This is a genomic window from Streptomyces sp. NPDC002144, assembly GCF_053593695.1.
Map to the genome: position 1 here is coordinate 56,676 of NZ_JBSFDB010000038.1, position 17,010 is coordinate 73,685.

A 17,010-nucleotide genomic window follows, 5' to 3' on the forward strand; every position below is an offset into this window, starting at 1 on the left:
TGCTCAGTGCCGGGCGAACTGCACCTGGGTGTGCTGCACGACGTTCGGCTTCACGGCGAGGCCGCCGATGGTCAGTTGCTGGCCGTAGATGTCCGTGATCCTGATGGAGCTGCCGCACCCGGCGCCGTCGGCGGAAAGGAAGTAGTTGTAGCTGGTCCGCGGCAGCCGCCGCCAGCCGCTCCCGGTCCGTACCTCCAGTCCCGTCACGGGGTTTCGGTGGTCGATGACCTGGATGCCGCACCAGTAGACGCTGGACCCCGTCTTGTACCGGATGGAGATGGTGCCGATCGAGCTGGGGCTCACCAGGCTCCAGGTGATCGCGAGCCGGCCGACGCTGAGATCGGCGAGTTTGGCGAAGGCCTGCTGGCTGAGGTCGAGTTGTCCGGGAGCGCAGGGCAGCGGGCATTCATTGGTGATCCGTACCGTGATGGACCTGCCGTTGGCCGCGCGCACGAGCACGTACGCGCCGCACGCCCTGGACGTCTCGTAGTCGGTGGTGTTCATCGCCGCGATCATGAGGTCGGGGCTCGGGCCGAACAGACAGGCACCGTCTCCGTCCTTGGCCTCGTAGGCGGTGGCGACTCCCTTGTAGGAGGTCCCGGGCTGGATCCGCCCTGCCGACGACGTGGTGGCGGCCGTCCTGCGCGGTGCCGGCGAGGTGACCTTGGCCGACTTCCGCGCGGCGGGCGTGGCCGCGGAAGCTGTCGGCTTGGGCGTGCCGGTCGGGGAAGCGGCACTGGCCGACGCGTCCGGAGTGCCGGTCTCGGCCGTGGGGGTGGATCTGACCGCAGTGGTCGCGACCGGCGTGGCCGCGGCGGTGACCGCATCGGCCCTTCTGTCCGGGACCAGCCCCATGACGAAGTAGGCGAGAACGCCGGTGACGCCCAACCCCACCGTGGCGCCCAGCACGAGCCTTCGTCTCTGCCTGCGCCGCCGCGCGGCCTGCCTCGCTGTCTGCATTGTCTGTCTGTCCGTTCGGGAGAGCGAGCTGATGGTGCACCCTTCAGTGACCGCCCGAGGCGAAAAGGTTGCCGGACTCTTTTGCACGCCCCGCCTGCACGGATTCAGAATCGACGCTGCTGAATCCGATGCGCGGGAAGGGTTGGACTTCCCGATCACGGCGGAGGAAGGTGGGCACGGTTCCCGCCCCCCGGGGCATCCCGCATCGCACCACCCGGAGACCATCCGATGAACCACGTGGCGAACCCCGAGCGCTACGACGGCCCCATGCGTTACCGGCGCACCGGACGCTCGGGACTCGACCTGCCCGTCCTGTCCCTCGGCTACTGGCACAACTTCGGTGACGACCGCCCCTTCGAAGTGCAGCGCGAGATCGCCCTGCGCGCCTTCGACCTCGGGGTCACCCACCACGACCTGGCCAACAACTACGGGCCGCCCTACGGCTCCGCCGAGCGCAACTTCGGGCGTCTGCTCAAGCAGGACCTCGCGCCGTACCGCGACGAGCTCGTGATCTCCACCAAGGCTGGCTGGGACATGTGGCCCGGACCCTACGGCCAGGGCGGTGGCTCGCGGAAGTACGTGCTGGCCTCGCTGGACCAATCCCTGCAGCGCATGGGTCTGGACTACGTCGACATCTTCTACTCCCACCGGCTGGACGCGAGCACGCCCCTGGAGGAGACGATGGGCGCGCTCGACACCGCGGTCCGTCAGGGCAAGGCCCTCTACGTCGGGATCTCCTCCTACGACGCCGACCGCACTCGGCAGGCGGCCGCGATCCTCCGGGACCTGGGCACTCCCCTTCTCATCCACCAGCCGTCGTACAGCATGCTCAACCGGTGGATCGAGACGGACGGGCTGCTCGACGCGGCTCAGGAGGAGGGCTTCGGCGTCATCGGCTTCACCGCTCTCGCGCAGGGCCTGCTGACCGGCCGCTACCTCGACGGGATCCCCGAGGGCTCGCGCGCGTCGCGCGGCACGTCCTTGGACGCCGCCTGGCTGACCGATGACATGCGCGAGCGTCTGAACGCCCTCAATGACATCGCCGGACGCCGCGGCCAGACCCTGGCCCAGATGGCCCTGGCCTGGGCCCTGCGCGACCCGCGTGTCACCTCCCTCGTCATCGGTGCTTCCAGCACCGAGCAGTTGGAGCAGAACGTGGCCGCCCTCGACCACCTCGATTTCACCGCCGAGGAACTGGCCGAGATCGACAGGTACGCCACCGACGGCGGGGTGGATCTCTGGCGCGACGCCCGACTGGGAAACCTGGGCTGACGCTACCGGCTCCCGTACCAGGGCCCGGGCGGCCTGATGGTCGTCGCGTCAGGATTCCTGACGGGTCCGTGGACCGACCAGGCCCTGGTACAGGAGCCGCCGTTGCTCGGAGCCGTCGTCGGTCGCCGCCAGCGCGGCATCCCACTCCTTCTTGATCTCGTCGAGGAAGGCGCGCCAGTCTCCGCCGGCACGGGCGTTGCCCATCTCCGCGAGTTCGACCAGGCGCTCGTTCTTGCCCAGCCCGCCCGAGCCGACCTTGTCGCCCTTGTGGCCGTGCAGGACCGACTCAGGGTTCGCGGTGGCCTCGGTGGAGCGGAAGTCGTGCTGGTAGCCCACCGGACTGGAGGCATGCGGGGCGAGGGTCTCGATGCCGATCTGCAGCGAACCGTCCTTCCTCGTCGTCGGACGGTGGTAGACCAGCAGCATGTGGCCGTGCGACCCGTTCGGCAGCACGACATCGCCGTTCCAGTCCTTGGAGCCGAGACCCCCGCCGGAGATGTTCTGTCCCCACAGGTCCGGACGGTCGGCTCCGACGGACACCATGTTGGTGAGTGACGCCAGCGGGCCGCCCTTCTCCTTGAACGTACCGGGCTTGCCGTCCTTGTTGGCCGTGATGGCGGTGCGGTGCGTGGCGAAGCCGCGGTCGATCACGTCACCGGCGCGGGTGTTCGTGCGGTCGTCCTGGGTCACCCCCAGGAAGTGCGGGAGCGAGTAGGCCGGTTCGTCCGCGGAGCCGAGGGCGGGAATGCGAATGTTCACGCGCCCGCCGTGGGCGAGGGCGCGAATGACGTCCTTTTCGTAGTCGGCCACGTGCGCGCCGGCCTTCGGGTCGTACAGCTTCAGTCCGTTCTGCAGGATGAGCAGCACCTTGGTGAGCATCTCGCGGGCCCGGGCGTCCTGCGCCACGACGTTCGGCGCCGTGCTTCTGCCCTTGCCCTTGCTGGTCGTAGGGCCCGTCTCGGGGATGCCGTCCGGGTGCAGGCGCTCGGGTGCGATCCCTGCCGGGTGCAGGGTGTCGACGGCCGTGTCCCGGATCTGCTGGTCCCGTTCCCGTTCCAGGGCCTGCTTCTCCTGCGGCGAGGTGCTGGGCGCCTGGGTGAGCATGAACCTGCCGAGCGTGTAGTCGGGGGAGATCGGCGTGTCCTTGCCCGCGTCGCGCACGGCGGGGTGGTTGGCGCGGACGGCCAAGGTGGCCGTGAGCACGCGCTTGCCCGCGGGCAGGGTCAGCCAGTCGTCGAAGCGGCCCTTGGTGTAGTTCTCGGCCTGCTCGTAGGTGCCGATGCCCACGGCGTCGAGCCACTGCGGATTGACCTGGGAGAGGTGCCTGATGTCGTCCAGGTCCTGGTCGCTGAACGCCTCGCCACGCATCACACGCCGGTCCAGGGTCTTCCTGAGCCGAGACGTCCCTTGGAGCATCCATTGCTCGGGCCACCAGGTCCCCGGCGCGAAAACGTTCTTCTTCATCTTGGCCTGGACCGTGTGCTGCTCGATCGACTGGCTCAGGCGGGCGATGGCCTCCGCTCCGTTGGCCTGCTGCTCGGCCTCCTGGGCGGCAGGGTCCTCGACCGCGGTGCTCCCGTGCGTCCGCTGGACGGACGCCGGACCGGTGTGCGGCTGCGTGTGGACGTGTCCCGCGTGGCCGTACTCGGCCGGCACCCGCTGGACGGGCGCGGGGGCTCCCATGACCTGGTCGGCCACGCCGACCGCCCGGCGCTCACCCGCGTCGCCCTCCGCCGAGATACGCAGACCCCCGCCGTTGTCGATGCCCGGCACAGGTCCCGCCGCCTGGTCGAGTGTGTGCGCCAACTCGTGCGCCCAGTCCTTCTTCGACATCCCGCCGCCGTCGACGATGTGGGCGCCGCTGGTGAACGCCTTCGCCTCGACGGCGGCGGCAGCGCGCTGCGCCACCGGCCCGTCGTGCACTCGTACGCCACTGAAGTCGGCACCGCCGAACCGTGCCTCCATCTCACCGCGCAGCGTGGGGTCGAGCGGGTGCGCCGACGACCGCAGGCTTTCGTCGACCGCGGTTCGCTGTACCTGCGCCCGGTCGGGGGTCGCGGCCTCCGGGCCGACTCCGCTGGACGACGGGGTGATCCCGTCCGCGGCCGCACGCTGCAGATGCCTCACCCATGCGCTGCTCATGGTCGTCGGCGGCTGTGACCGGCGCGCCGTGCCCGGTGTCCGCTCGCCGGCCTTCTGGTGCTCCCGATCGACAGAGCGCACAGGAGATCCTCCTTGGCAACTAGGGTGCCGTGTCTAGTTGTTGTACGTGAAACCTGCCGTTAAGGGGGAGGGCTCAAGGGGCAGTGTTCGTTGCCCCCGAGGTCTCGCCGTCGTCCTCCCCCTGCTTTCCCAGTACGCGGACGACGGCGGCGTTCCCCGCCGTCTGCTGGAGGTGGGCCAGGCGAGCTGCCACGGATGTCTCCGGAGTGGAGCGCGCGGGCCTGCTGCGGTCACCGGACGACCTCGCGGGCTTCGCTCCGGAGTCGGCCATTGAACGGTCCATGGCCACAGTCTTCAGCGCTCCGCGGCTCTACGTTCACCCGGTGGTCGCCTTTTCGCCTTGTTCTGCGAAGTGCTTGTCCGTCGCATCAGCCCGATCCGGGCTGGGGGAGGGACTGCGCGCACCAGATGGTCTTGCCGTGAGGGGTGTGCCGGGTGCCCCATCCCTGGGTGAGCTGGGCGACGAGCAGCAGGCCGCGCCCGCCCTCGTCGAAGGCGCGGGCCCGGCGCAGATGCGGGGCGGTGTTGCTGCAGTCCGAGACCTCGCAGATCAGGGCGGTGTCACGGATCAGTCGAAGCCTGATCGGGGGCTCGCCGTATCTGATGGCGTTGGTGACCAACTCGCTGACGACCAGCTCGGTGATGAAGGCCGCCTCCTCCAGGCCCCAGGCGTCCACCTGGTCGATGGCGATCTTCCTGACGCGCGGCACCTGTGCGAAGTCCGGCTCGACATCCCAGTCGGCGACGTGCTGGGGATCCAGGGCGCGGGTGCGAGCGAGCAGCACGGCGGCGTCGTCGGTGCGGCGGTCGGGAAGGGTGGTGTGCAGCACCGTGTCGCACAGGGCCTCGAGGGAGTTCGCCGTGGGGTCCAGGACCCGCAGCAGCTCGTCGATCCCCTGGTCGACGTCGCGTACCCGGCTTTCGACCAGCCCGTCGGTGTAGAGGGCGAGCAGGCTCCCCTCGGGGAGTTCGATCTCGGTCGCCTCGAACGGCAGCCCGCCGATGCCCAGGGGAGGCCCCGGTTGTGCGGAGACGGTGATCCTGGTTCCGTCCGGGGAGAGGATCAGCGGAAGCGGATGTCCGGCGCTGGCCAGCGTCAGTCGGCGGGTGACCGGATCGTAGACGGTGTACAGACAGGTGGCGCCCGTCTCTCCGGTCGTCTGGAAGTGGCTGGTCGGCTGGAGGTCGCTGGCCAGGTGGAGGACCAGGTCGTCGAGGTGTGTCAGCAGTTCGTCGGGCGGCAGGTCGACGTCGGCCAGGGTGCGGACCGCCGTGCGGAGTCTGCCCATGCTGGCCGAGGCGTGCAGGCCGTGGCCGACGACGTCGCCGACGATCAGCGCGACCCTGGCTCCGGACAGGGGGATGACGTCGAACCAGTCACCGCCGACTTCCGCGCCGGTGCCTGCGGGTAGGTAGCGCGATGCGACCTCGACCGCCTCCTGGTTGGGCAACCCCTGCGGCAGCAGGCTGCGTTGCAGCGTCAGTGCGGTGGTGCGCTCGCGTGAGTACCGGCGGGCGTTGTCGATGGCGACGGCTGCCTTGGCCGTCAGCTCTTCGGCCAGGATCAGGTCGTCCGCGGTGAACGCCTCCGGCCGGTCGGTGCGGGAGAACGTGACGACTCCGAGCAGTGCCCCGCGCGCACGCAGCGGCACCGTGATCCGGCCGGTCAGTCCCTCCACGGCGAGGGAGGCGTCGATCAGCGGATTGCCGGGCGGCCAGTGGGCGGGGTCGGCGGCGAGACCGGGCCCGAAGGCCCATTCACCGCCCGGACCGAGCTCGCCGGCGAGTTCGACCTGGGAGGTGCCGGTGGTCATGCAGCGGACGGCGACGGAGTCGAGGGCGAGGGTGACGGGTGTGGGAGATCCGATGTGCCCGTCGCTGCCCTCCCCGGCACTGTGCCGGGCGGCGCGGCTGAGCGTGAGGGCCTCTCCGCTGGTGATCAGGGATGCGGAGGGCGGTTCCTCTCCGCGCAGCACCTCGTCGAAGAGGTCCACGGTCACGAGGTCGGTGAAGCCTGGCACGGAGCTCTGTGTCAGCTCCTGGGCCGTTCCGATCACGTCGAGCGTCCGGCCGATGTCCCGGCCGGCTTCATTGAGCATGAGCAGCCGCTGCCGGGCCCAGTACTCGGCGCTCATGTCGAATCCCCAGTTGGCGACCGCGCGGACCGTGCCCTCGGCATCCCGGACGGGCCAGATGCTGGTGGCCCAGGCATTGGCGTAGTTGCTGCCCAGCGGACGGAATACGGTGATCAGGCGTGCGGGCCGACCCGTCCTGGCCACCTCGGCGAGCTGGTCGGTGTAGGGCTTGTCGTCCCGTTCGGGAAACAGTGAACGGTCGAATTCGGGAAGCACTTCGCGGTACTTCTTGCCGAGCACCTGTTCCTCGGAGTGCGCGATGACCCGGCCCGAGGAGGCGTTGATCCACAGGAACCGCAGTTCGGGGTCGTAGACGCCCAGTGCGAAGGGACACTGCTCGAAGGCCCGGTCGGCGATGACCGGCCGCCGGTCCCACCGCTGCACGGTCATCACCCGGTCCTGCGCCTGCCCGCGGGAGCCGAGCAGCGGCTGGACCGTCACCACGGCGTCCACTGCCGAGCCGTCCCGGTGACGCAGCGTGATGGGACCGGAGGGGGTGGCATCGGTGCCGTGACTCTCGGGGAACCCAGGTGGCGGAGGGCCGACCAGCAGGTCCGTCACGGGCCGTCCGACGGTGTCCTCGGCCGTCCAGCCCAACAGGTGAAGCGCTCCTTCGCTCCAGCCGCTCACCTGGCCGTCCGGGTCGACCATGACCACGGCAGTGGGAGCGTCCTGTGGGTCGGCCATGTCCACGCGCCACACCTCCGTCCGGACCGTGGTGCCCATGAGGGCTCGTCTCCAGAGGCCGTTTTCCAGCCTAGAGGCACTCTTGCCGCACGGCGTTCCGACCGGTCCGAACGGGCCGCGCAAGCCGGTCGGGGTGCCTCGGCCGGACCACGCGACAGGGGCTCCCGCCGTACGATCCGACGGCCGGTGCCGGACATCCGACCGAACCACGCCATGCGGACGACCCGGGCCGCGTTTCCGACGACAAGGACCCCGTCAGGCCCCTTGTCGTCGGTGTCGGGCTGTACGCGCGCGGCCGCGGTGTGTGACGTGATCGAGGCGAGGCGCCGTGTTGACGTACCGCCGCCGACGGGACAGCGTTCCTCATCTCGACCGGCCTGGCTTGCGCGGCGCTGACCGTCAGGTCCGATCAGCACCCCGACCCGGATCGCCCCCGGGGGTTGTGAAGCAGGGGAGGTGGCGACCTCCGGTTCCAACGGGTCGTGTCGCAGGACCAGGCAAACTGACGCCTCGGGAGCCGGTCTGCGCACACAGGTTGTCGGGGGACGCGGCGGACGCGACCCGCCGGCCCGGTCCTCCCGAAAGACCGCCCGGCGGGCCGCGTCAGGTGGCTATGACAGCGGCGGGTAGGCGTTCTGCATCAGTTGCCGGAACTGGGCGGAGAACCAGTGTCCGGCCAGGGGCGCGTTCGCCAGGGCGCCGGTCGGGTTGTTGCCGTTGAGGACGTTGCCGCCGTACGTGGGGTCGCACATGCGGTCGAAGCCCTTGCCCTCGTCGTTGGAGACGGCGGTGCTGGAGCCGTCGGACTCGCCCGGAGGCTTGACCCACACGTAGGCGTCGATACCGGCGGCCGGCGCTGCTGTGGGTCGTTCACCGAGTCCGGCGCCGCTCTGGTTGCACCAGTTGCCGGCGTGGATGCGCCGATCGATGCGGCTGCCGTTGACGTAGTCGTCGACGGAGGTCGTCGGGCCGGGGCCGGTGGGCCGTGCGGAGCCGCCCCAGCCGTTGCGGGAGGTGTCGATCAGCATGCCGAGGCCGGAGTTGAACCCGGCCGCGACCAGCTTGTCCCGCAGGGCGAGCGCGTACGACTGCTCGTCCACGTACTGGTTCCAGTCGACCCACTTCGACTGGCGCACGGTCTGGCCGTTCACCGTGTCGGTGACCTTGAAGTTGGGCTCCTTGACCGGGCTGTAGTTGGCGGTGTTGGTGATGAACCCGGCCACGTCGTTCACGCTCGCGCCGTTGGTCGTGGCGACCTTGGCGAACTCCTGCACGGCCGGGCCGAGGTTGCTGTCCCAGCCGAGCCAGCCGTGGTGGCCGGCGTCGATGTAGTTGTAGACGTTCGCGATGGCGCCGAGCCTGTCCAGGGCGTAGGAGACGCCCTTCTCGTAGTTGCCGTTGTTCTTCATGGTGACGCAGGCCGCGGTTGTGCTGTTGGTACCACCGGCGTTGGTGACCAGGTTGGGCAGCGAGTCGGGCTCGATGACGGTGGCGATCCGCAGAGCCGCGTACTTCGGGTCGGAGAGGATCGAGGCGATGGGGTCGATGTACTGGCTCTTGTACTTGTCGATGTCGTCCGGACCGAGTTCGCCGTTGGAGGCGAGGGCGGCGCAGTCACGGCCGGGCAGGTCATAGATCACCAGCTGGATGACCAGGTCACCGGAGCCCTTCTGCCTCAGTGCCTCGTCGAGGTGCGCGCGCAGGCCCATGCCGCCGTTCACGCCGTTGATCGCGGCGATGCGGTCGAGCCAGACGGCGGTGGACTGCTGGGCGACACGGCTGCCGCCCGGCTCGGCTGCGGCCTCGGCCGACCACTCGGGGTTCACATACCCCTTGGCTCCGGCGTAGGGATTGTCGACCCGGCTGCCTGTGCCGCCACCGGTACCACCGCCCGTCCCGCCACCGGTACCACCGCCTGTTCCGCCACCGCCCGATCCGCTGCCGTCGTCGACATTGCAGGTGACACCGTCGAGGGTGAAGACGGCGGGCACGGCGTTGGTGCCGCTGTAGGAGCCGTTGAAGCCGAAGCTCACCGAACCGCCGTTGGCGAGAGCGCCGTTGTAGCTCTCGTTGGCGGCGGTGACGCCGGCACCGCTCTGGGTGATCTTCGCGTTCCAGCCGCTGGTGACCTTCTGATCACCGGCGTACGACCACTTCAGGGTCCAACTCGATTTGGCCGCCGCGTTGTTGGTGATCGTGACGGCGGTGGTGAAGCCGGTGTCCCACTGGTTCTGCACCTTGTAGTCCACCGTGCAGGGGACCGAGGCGGTGGCGGCACCGGCGGGAGACGTGAGGAGCGCCGTCCCCGAGGTGCCGGCGGCCAGCGCCAGCGCGGCGACGAGCGACATTCTGGTACGACTCATGAGTGCGGGTTCCTTCTGCTTCGGGGGTTGTTCACTGCCTGAGCACAGGTACGTGATCACTCAGGCCCCTGACGATCGCGGCGAACTCAGGGGCGCCCCGGGGCGAAAGCGCGTGGCAGCTGCCTAAAACTGCTGAACGCGGGGGTGTCGCATGAGCGACTCCGTGCGCCTCGGGGGCGTCCGGTACGGACGCGTCGAGTGATGGAATCGCTCCCACTGGTGCAACGGACCGTAGCGCCAACGCGACGGATTGCACAGGGCCGGTGCTTCATTTTTCTCAACGGGTTCAGTTCGCGTCATTCAACTTCTTGACGTCTTGACCTATCCGACGTCCGTCCCCACTATTGGGAGCGCTCCCACTGGTTCATGCCTTGACCCCCTCGAGCCGCACTCCGGCAAGGAGGAACCAGCACCATGGATCCCGAACGCAGGCGCAGAGCCATCCGCCGACTCTGGGCGGCCCCTGCCGTGCTCCCGGACCGGGCGGACATCGCTCCGGCCGTGGACTCGTACGCGGAGCTTCTCGAATGACCCCCCGCTGAGGCTTCGTGTGCGCGACCCCGTCGCCGGGTGACGGGGTCACCCGGCCGGGCGGCCCTCGGCCCCCCAGGGGCCGCCCGGCTGCATTGTCAGGAGCATGATGATCACATCAGCCCTGCGAGTCGTACTGGGAGCGCTCCCAAAGAGAGGCGCTCTCGCTACGCCCCTCACCTTCTCGCGGAGGATCCGCATGCAACTCTTGAACCCCCACAGCAGGGCACGGGCCCTGCTCGGCGCGCTGCTCACCCCACTCCTCGCGCTGACGGCCCTTCTCGCCACCGCTCCGCCGTCGCACGCCGACACGACCATCTGCGATCAGTTCGGATCCACCACGATCCAGGGCCGTTACGTCGTCCAGAACAACCGCTGGGGTACCAGCGCCACACAGTGCATCAGCGTCAACGACTCCGGCTTCAGGATCGTCCAGGCCGACGGCTCGGTCCCGACCAACGGCGGTCCGAAGTCCTACCCGTCGGTGTTCAACGGCTGTCACTACACCAACTGCTCACCGGGCACCAACCTCCCCGCCCGGCTGAGTTCCATCTCGAGCGCGCCCACCAGCATCTCCTACGGCTACGTGAGCAACGCGGTCTACGACGCCGCCTACGACATCTGGCTGGACCCCACGCCCCGAACCGACGGCGTCAACCGCACCGAGATCATGGTGTGGCTCAACCATGTCGGGTCGGTGCAGCCGGTCGGCTCACAGGTCGGCACCGCCACCGTCGCAGGGCGTTCGTGGCAGGTGTGGTCGGGCAACAACGGCTCCAACGACGTGCTGTCGTTCGTCGCGCCGTCCGCGATCGGCAGCTGGAGCTTCGACGTGATGGACTTCCTGCGGCAGGCAGTCTTGCGTGGACTGGCGCAGGACAACTGGTATCTGACGAGCGTTCAGGCAGGCTTCGAGCCATGGCAGAACGGCGTGGGCCTGGCGATGACGTCGTTCTCCTCGAGCGTGAACACCGGCGGCGGCACGCCTGGCGGTCCGGGCGGCTCCTCTGCCTGCAAGGTGGCCTACGGCACGAATGTGTGGCAGGGCGGTTTCACCGCCGACGTCACCGTGACCAACGCGGGTACGTCCCCCGTCGACAACTGGAAACTCGGGTTCACGCTGCCCGCCGGACAGCGCATCACGAGTGCCTGGAGCGCTGACCTCTCCGCGTCGTCGGGGTCGATGACGGCCGGCGGCATGGCCTACAACGCGACCATCGCACCGGGCGGCCAGGTCTCCTTCGGATTCCAGGGCACCTACGACGGCACCTTCTCCAAACCGGCCGGCTTCACTCTGAACGGCACGTCCTGCACCACTGCGTGAAAGCCTCGGCACAGGGGTCGGACTCCTCTGCGCCCGTCCGTCAGGGCCACCCGGCGTCCAGCCGAATTCCGGCTCGGCAGCTTCCTGTTCGTGGAAAGGAGGCACGGGAGGCGCGGTCCTCGAGCCGCGCCTGGCCGATCGTCTGCCGTAGTCGTATGCCCCGTCCCCCGGGGTCCGTAAGATCGGTGATCTCGTGGGGGAGGTGGTCATGGCCAAGCGACGCCCTGGGGTGCCGACGCTGGAGGAGGTGGCCGCCCATGCAGGGGTGGGGCGGGGCACGGTCTCCCGAGTCGTCAACAACGCGGCCGGCGTGAAGGAGTCGACGCGCCGGGCCGTGCAGCGCGCGATCGAGGAGTTGGGATACGTGCCCAATCTCGCGGCCCGGTCGCTGGCCGGGCGGCGCGCCGACGCCGTGGCCCTCGTCCTGACGGAGCCGGACTGGAGGATGTTCGCGGAGCCGTTCTTCTCGGAGATCGTCAGCTCACTCGGAGACGCGTTGGCGGACACCGGTATGCAACTGCTGCTGACGCTGGTCCGCTCGGAGGAGGAGCGACGGCGCTTCCTGGAGTACGCGCGTGGCGGCCGTGTCGACGGAGTCCTGTTGATGTCCGTGCACGCCGGCGATCAGTTGCCGGACATGCTCGCCGAGGCGCGGTTGCCGACCGTGCTGCTGGGACGCCGCTCGGGCGACGAGCACGTCAGTTACGTGGACGCGGACAATGTCGGCGGCGCTCGCGGCGCCGTCTCCCATCTGCTCAAGGAGGGGCGCAGGGCGATCGCCACCATCACGGGACCGCTGGACATGTACGTCGCGCAGTGCCGGTTGCGCGGCTATCAGGAGGCCCTGGCGTCGGCCGATCTGGCCAACGGGCCGTCGTGGGTGGCCGAAAGCGACTTCACCGAGGACAGCGGTCGCCGTGCCATGGCGGAACTCCTGGAACGCCATCCGGAGATCGACGGCGTCCTCGCGGCGTCGGACACCACGGCGGCAGGAGCCCTGCAGGCGTTGCGTGCCGCGGGACGACGGGTGCCCGACGATGTGGCGGTGATCGGGTTCGACGACTTTCCGCTGGCTCAGTGCACCGAGCCACGCCTGACCACGGTGCGTCAGCCCCTGGGAGAGATGGGGCGGGCCATGATCAGGCTGCTCCTGGAGGAGATGGAGGAGCCGTTCGTGGCATGGCGCCACGTCATCCTCCGTACGGACCTCGTCGTCCGCGAATCGGCCTGACGGCGTCCGGTCCCCGCAGGCCGAAGGCTCTGACGTCCGGCGCATGCAGGGCGAACCGATTCGACGCAAGCGCTTCGATGAACCACCACGACGGCGTTGCCCCGGGCAGTCCTTGCCGCGAAGCGCAAACGGTTCCAACTCCCGTTCCGGGGCGCCCGCTTGGCCGAGCACCGTACGCTCCCGGTGCTCCGCGATCCGAGGCCGTGCGACATCGTCCCTGTTCGTCGGTGTGATGGAGGGTCATTCCAGAGGTCGTGGCTCGGCCGCCGACTGCGCTCACGCGGCCCGGGGCATTCGCGCGTCGGCCGGCCGGGTCGCGTCCGGTGCCGTCACTTCGCAACTTTTCGTGCCTGCCAAGAGCTTGCGAACCGCGGCAATCAGCAGTCGAATCGATTCGCAGCACGGTTCGCAGGAAGCGTCCCCCCGCTCTGGACAGCCCTGCGAGACCGGGAGCATCGTCTCCCCCCGGTACCACTCTGCAATCCCCCTGCATCACGACACGTTCCAGCGCTTCGGCGGGTGCCGGCGCACCGCGGCCCGACCGGGTTGCGCCGGCACAGTAGGGAGTCCAGATGGGAACCACACGTACGAGACGCCGCCTGCTGCCCGGGCGCGACGGCGTCGAGCGGTTGCTCGCGGCGGTACGCCACCGGGCGAGGCCCGGGGACACGCCGTCTCGGTCGCCCCTGCCCCCATCGGCCGGGCCGGTTCGCTCCCCGTGGACGACGTTCGCCCGGGCGGCGGCGGGAGCCGCGCTCGTCGCGGGCGCTCTGGCAGGCGCCACCGTCACGGCCGGCACAGCCGGGGCCGCCACATCCGGGCCCTGTGACATCTACGCGGCGGGCGGCACACCCTGTGTGGCGGCGCACAGCACCACAAGAGCGCTGTACGCCGCGTACAACGGGCCGCTCTACCAGGTCCGGCGCGCCTCGGACAACTCCACCCGCGACATCGGAGTCCTGAGTGCGGGCGGAGTCGCCGACGCGGCCGCCCAGGACGCGTTCTGCTCGGGGACGACCTGCCTGATCACGGTCATCTACGACCAGTCCGGCCGCAACAACAACCTCACCCAGGCACCCGGAGGCGGCGCCGCGGGCGGCCCCGACAACCTCGCGAACGCGACCGCCGCGCCCACCACGGTGGGCGGACACAAGGCCTACGGCGTCTTCGTGGCGCCCGGCACGGGCTACCGGAACAACCACACCAACGGCATCGCCACCGGGGACAACGCCGAGGGCATGTACGCGATCTTCGACGGCACGCACTACAACGGCGGCTGCTGCTTCGACTACGGCAACGCCGAGACGGACAGCAACGACGACGGCAACGGCACGATGGAGGCCATCTACTTCGGCAACATCAAGGTCTGGGGCTACGGTTCGGGCAACGGTCCCTGGATCATGGCCGACCTGGAGAACGGCCTCTTCTCCGGAGTGAACCAGCACTACAACGCCAACGACCCCACCATCAACTACCGTTACACTACCGCCATCATCAAGGGCGGACCGAACCACTGGGCGATCCGTGGCGGCAACGCACAGTCCGGCGGCCTGTCCACCTTCTACGACGGAGTACGCCCCAACGTCCCGGGATACAACCCGATGCGCAAGCAGGGCGCCATCATCCTGGGCACCGGCGGCGACAACAGCAAGGGCGCCCAAGGCACCTTCTACGAGGGCGTGATGACCTCCGGCTACCCGTCGGACGCCACGGAGAACGCCGTCCAGGCCAACATCACCGCGGCCGGATACAGCAACTCCGCGGGCGGCGGGACGAGTACCGGAGCGCTGCACGCGGTGGGCGCGGGCAAGTGCCTGGACGTCCCGAACTCCTCCACCACGGCCGGCACACAACTGCAGATCTGGGACTGCAGCGGCGGTGCCAACCAGACATGGACCCGCACGTCCTCGGGACAGCTGACCGTCTACAGCGGCAGCAGTCAGATGTGCCTGGACGCGTACAACAACCAGACCTCGGCCGGCACCAAGGTGGTGACCTGGCCGTGCAACGGCGGTGCCAACCAGCAGTGGCAGGTGAACTCGGACGGCACCGTCAAGGGCGTCCAGTCAGGACTGTGCCTCGACGTCACCGGCGCCTCCACGGCCAACGGAGCCCTGGCGGAACTGTGGCCGTGCAACGGCGGAGCCAACCAGCAATGGAGCCTGAACTGACCTGAACGGCTCCGGTCCGCGGCCGGCCCATCGCCGGCCGCGGGTACGCCCGACATCGTGCAGCAGGCGCCGGACGGAGCTGCCGGTGGTCTGTGGTTGCCGATGCGGCAGTCCCACGGTTCGTACGCCCTCCAGAACAGCGGTCTGTGTCTCGACGTCAACCAGGATTCGCCCCCCGCTGGCCGATCGATTCGTGTGCTCGTTCTCCCCACCCACTGTCCCGCACCAGTGAGGAACGCTCATGGAGAAGTTCTCGTTATGCCTGGCTGCCGCGCTGACGGCCGCTCTCGCCATCGGCGCCGTACCACCCGCGGCGTCCGCCACCGCCACCAGGACGCTGTCCTCGGCCGAAGGCGCCGCCGCGCCCACCCCCCTGCGGCTGATGCCGTTGGGCGACTCGATCACCTGGGGCGTCGGCAGCCCCTCCGGGAACAGTTACCGCGGTTTCCTGTGGAACCAGCTGTCGGCCGAGGGCCATGCCCTGGACTTCGTCGGCTCGGGCCGCAACGGCACCATGTCCGACCCGGACAACGAGGGCCACTCCGGCTGGCGGATCGACCAGATCGCCGGCATCGCCGACTCCGTGCTGGCCCGGTACCGCCCCAACGTGGTCACCCTGGAGATCGGCACCAATGATCTCAACGGCAACTACCAGGTCCCGACCGCTCCGGACCGGCTGCACGCGCTCATCGACCAGATCACCCGCGACCTTCCCGACGTGACCGTTCTGCTGGGCACCGTGATCGTCTCCACCAGCGGCACCGAGGAGGCCGTCCGGCCCGCGTTCAACGCCAAGCTCCCCGGCATCGTGCAGGCCGAGCAGGCTGCCGGCAAGCACGTGCGGCTGGTGGACATGAGCGCTCTGACCAGCGCGGATCTCTCCGATGCCCTGCACCCCAACGACAACGGCTTCCGCAAGATGGCGGATGCCTTCAACACCGCGGTCCAGGCCGTCGACGCGGCCGGCTGGATCAAGCCGCCCGGTTCGGCGGGCGCCGAGGTGCGCTCCGGAGTCGCGGGGAAGTGCCTCGACGTCGGCAACGGCAGCAGTGCCAACGGGACCCCCGCGGACATCGCGCCATGCAACGGCTCGAACGGACAGCAGTGGTCGTCGCTCTCCGACGGCACCCTGCGAGCCCTCGGCAAGTGCCTCGACGCGACGGGCCGTGGTACGGCCAACGGCACGAAGATCGAGGTCTGGGACTGCAACGGCGGCGGCAACCAGCAATGGCAGGCGTACAACGGCGGCTACCGCAACCCGGCCTCCGGGCGCTGCCTCGACGACCCCGGCTCGTCCACCACCGACGGAACCCAACTGGTCCTGTGGGACTGCCACGGCGGCGCCAACCAGCAGTGGACCGCGCTGCCGGTCACCTCCCTCCAGTGACGTGACCCCACCCCGACCGGGGCACCGACGTCTGGTCGATGCCCCATCCCCCCACGCAAGGAGACTGATCTTCATGTCCTGGCTCAACGAAGAGCCCCGTCTGCGCAAGGTGCTGGCCCTGGCCGCCGGACTGACGGCCGGGACGGCGCTGGCTCTTGCCGGCCCGGCAAACCCCGCGGCCCACGCCGCCTCCGGCACGTTGGGCGCGGCGGCGGCCGAAAGCGGGCGCTATTTCGGTACGGCTGTGCCCGCCGGGAAGCTCGGTGACTCGACGTACTCCGCGATTCTCGACCGGGAGTTCAACATGATCACCCCGGAGAACGAGATGAAGTGGGACACCACCGAGCCCTCGCGCGGCTCGTTCAACTTCGGCCCGGCCGACCAGATCGTGGGCCACGCCACCGCCCACGGCCAGCGCATGCGCGGTCACACCCTCGTCTGGCACTCCCAACTGCCCGGCTGGGTCAGCTCCATCCGGGACGCCAACACCCTGCGCAGCGTGATGAACAACCACATCACCACCGAGATGAACCACTTCAAGGGCAAGATCTACGCCTGGGACGTGGTCAACGAGGCGTTCGCCGACGGCGGCAGCGGTCAGCACCGCAGCTCGGTCTTCCAGGACGTACTGGGCAACGGCTTCATCGAGGAGGCCTTCCGCACCGCACGGACCGCCGACCCCTCCGCCAAGCTCTGCTACAACGACTACAACATCGAGAACTGGAC

10 protein-coding genes are annotated in these 17,010 nt (G+C 69.3%); 6 read left to right on the plus strand and 4 right to left on the minus strand.

From position 1 onward, the window contains the following. Positions 1-3 precede the first annotated feature (3 nt). The gene (locus tag ACWCQ1_RS39235) at positions 4-960 is read right to left on the minus strand and encodes an expansin EXLX1 family cellulose-binding protein (protein WP_358609060.1); all 957 of its coding nucleotides are present in this window, start codon (positions 958-960) and stop codon (positions 4-6) included. Positions 961-1,188: 228 nt separating this feature from the next. Between ACWCQ1_RS39235 and mgrA the strand changes: the two genes are divergently transcribed. Further along, positions 1,189-2,232: an L-glyceraldehyde 3-phosphate reductase gene (mgrA, locus tag ACWCQ1_RS39240; protein WP_133047744.1), complete on the plus strand. Its 1,044-nt coding sequence runs from the start codon at positions 1,189-1,191 to the stop codon at positions 2,230-2,232. 48 nt (positions 2,233-2,280) lie between these two features. On the opposite strand, the gene ACWCQ1_RS39245 is transcribed toward mgrA, so the two are convergent. The 3 genes from ACWCQ1_RS39245 to ACWCQ1_RS39255 form a co-directional block, all read right to left on the minus strand. After that, a complete protein-coding gene (locus ACWCQ1_RS39245; RefSeq protein ID WP_358609057.1) occupies positions 2,281-4,455 on the minus strand; it encodes an eCIS core domain-containing protein in 2,175 nt (724 codons plus the stop codon). 368 nt (positions 4,456-4,823) lie between these two features. Continuing rightward, a complete protein-coding gene (locus tag ACWCQ1_RS39250) occupies positions 4,824-7,316 on the minus strand; it encodes a SpoIIE family protein phosphatase (protein ID WP_451028524.1) in 2,493 nt (830 codons plus the stop codon). Positions 7,317-7,888: 572 nt separating this feature from the next. Further along, positions 7,889-9,640 (minus strand): glycoside hydrolase family 6 protein, encoded by a 1,752-nt coding sequence (locus tag ACWCQ1_RS39255; RefSeq protein ID WP_358609052.1) that lies wholly within the window; start codon positions 9,638-9,640, stop codon positions 7,889-7,891. A 730-nt stretch (positions 9,641-10,370) separates the two neighbouring features. Between ACWCQ1_RS39255 and ACWCQ1_RS39260 the strand changes: the two genes are divergently transcribed. The 5 genes from ACWCQ1_RS39260 to ACWCQ1_RS39280 form a co-directional block, all read left to right on the plus strand. Then, on the plus strand, positions 10,371-11,495 hold the full coding sequence (locus tag ACWCQ1_RS39260; RefSeq protein ID WP_451028525.1) for a GH12 family glycosyl hydrolase domain-containing protein: 1,125 nt from the start codon (positions 10,371-10,373) through the stop codon (positions 11,493-11,495). Positions 11,496-11,703: 208 nt separating this feature from the next. Then, the gene (locus ACWCQ1_RS39265) at positions 11,704-12,726 is read left to right on the plus strand and encodes a LacI family DNA-binding transcriptional regulator (protein ID WP_358609046.1); all 1,023 of its coding nucleotides are present in this window, start codon (positions 11,704-11,706) and stop codon (positions 12,724-12,726) included. Positions 12,727-13,298: 572 nt separating this feature from the next. Next, complete coding sequence (locus tag ACWCQ1_RS39270; RefSeq protein WP_358609043.1) at positions 13,299-14,897, plus strand: arabinofuranosidase catalytic domain-containing protein; 1,599 nt, start codon at positions 13,299-13,301, stop codon at positions 14,895-14,897. A 241-nt stretch (positions 14,898-15,138) separates the two neighbouring features. Beyond that, positions 15,139-16,284 (plus strand): ricin-type beta-trefoil lectin domain protein, encoded by a 1,146-nt coding sequence (locus ACWCQ1_RS39275; RefSeq protein ID WP_358609040.1) that lies wholly within the window; start codon positions 15,139-15,141, stop codon positions 16,282-16,284. A 73-nt stretch (positions 16,285-16,357) separates the two neighbouring features. Continuing rightward, positions 16,358-17,010 (plus strand): endo-1,4-beta-xylanase (locus tag ACWCQ1_RS39280; RefSeq protein WP_451028526.1); only part of this gene is annotated, 653 nt, incomplete at its 3' end.

Coding starts and splice junctions, on each gene's coding strand:
- ACWCQ1_RS39235 (WP_358609060.1), bottom strand. CDS start 960: ATGCAGACAGCGAGGCAGGCCGCGCGGCGGCGCAGGCAGAGACGAAGG.
- mgrA (WP_133047744.1), top strand. CDS start 1,189: ATGAACCACGTGGCGAACCCCGAGCGCTACGACGGCCCCATGCGTTAC.
- ACWCQ1_RS39250 (WP_451028524.1), bottom strand. CDS start 7,316: ATGGGCACCACGGTCCGGACGGAGGTGTGGCGCGTGGACATGGCCGAC.
- ACWCQ1_RS39255 (WP_358609052.1), bottom strand. CDS start 9,640: ATGAGTCGTACCAGAATGTCGCTCGTCGCCGCGCTGGCGCTGGCCGCC.
- ACWCQ1_RS39260 (WP_451028525.1), top strand. CDS start 10,371: ATGCAACTCTTGAACCCCCACAGCAGGGCACGGGCCCTGCTCGGCGCG.
- ACWCQ1_RS39265 (WP_358609046.1), top strand. CDS start 11,704: ATGGCCAAGCGACGCCCTGGGGTGCCGACGCTGGAGGAGGTGGCCGCC.
- ACWCQ1_RS39270 (WP_358609043.1), top strand. CDS start 13,299: ATGGGAACCACACGTACGAGACGCCGCCTGCTGCCCGGGCGCGACGGC.
- ACWCQ1_RS39275 (WP_358609040.1), top strand. CDS start 15,139: ATGGAGAAGTTCTCGTTATGCCTGGCTGCCGCGCTGACGGCCGCTCTC.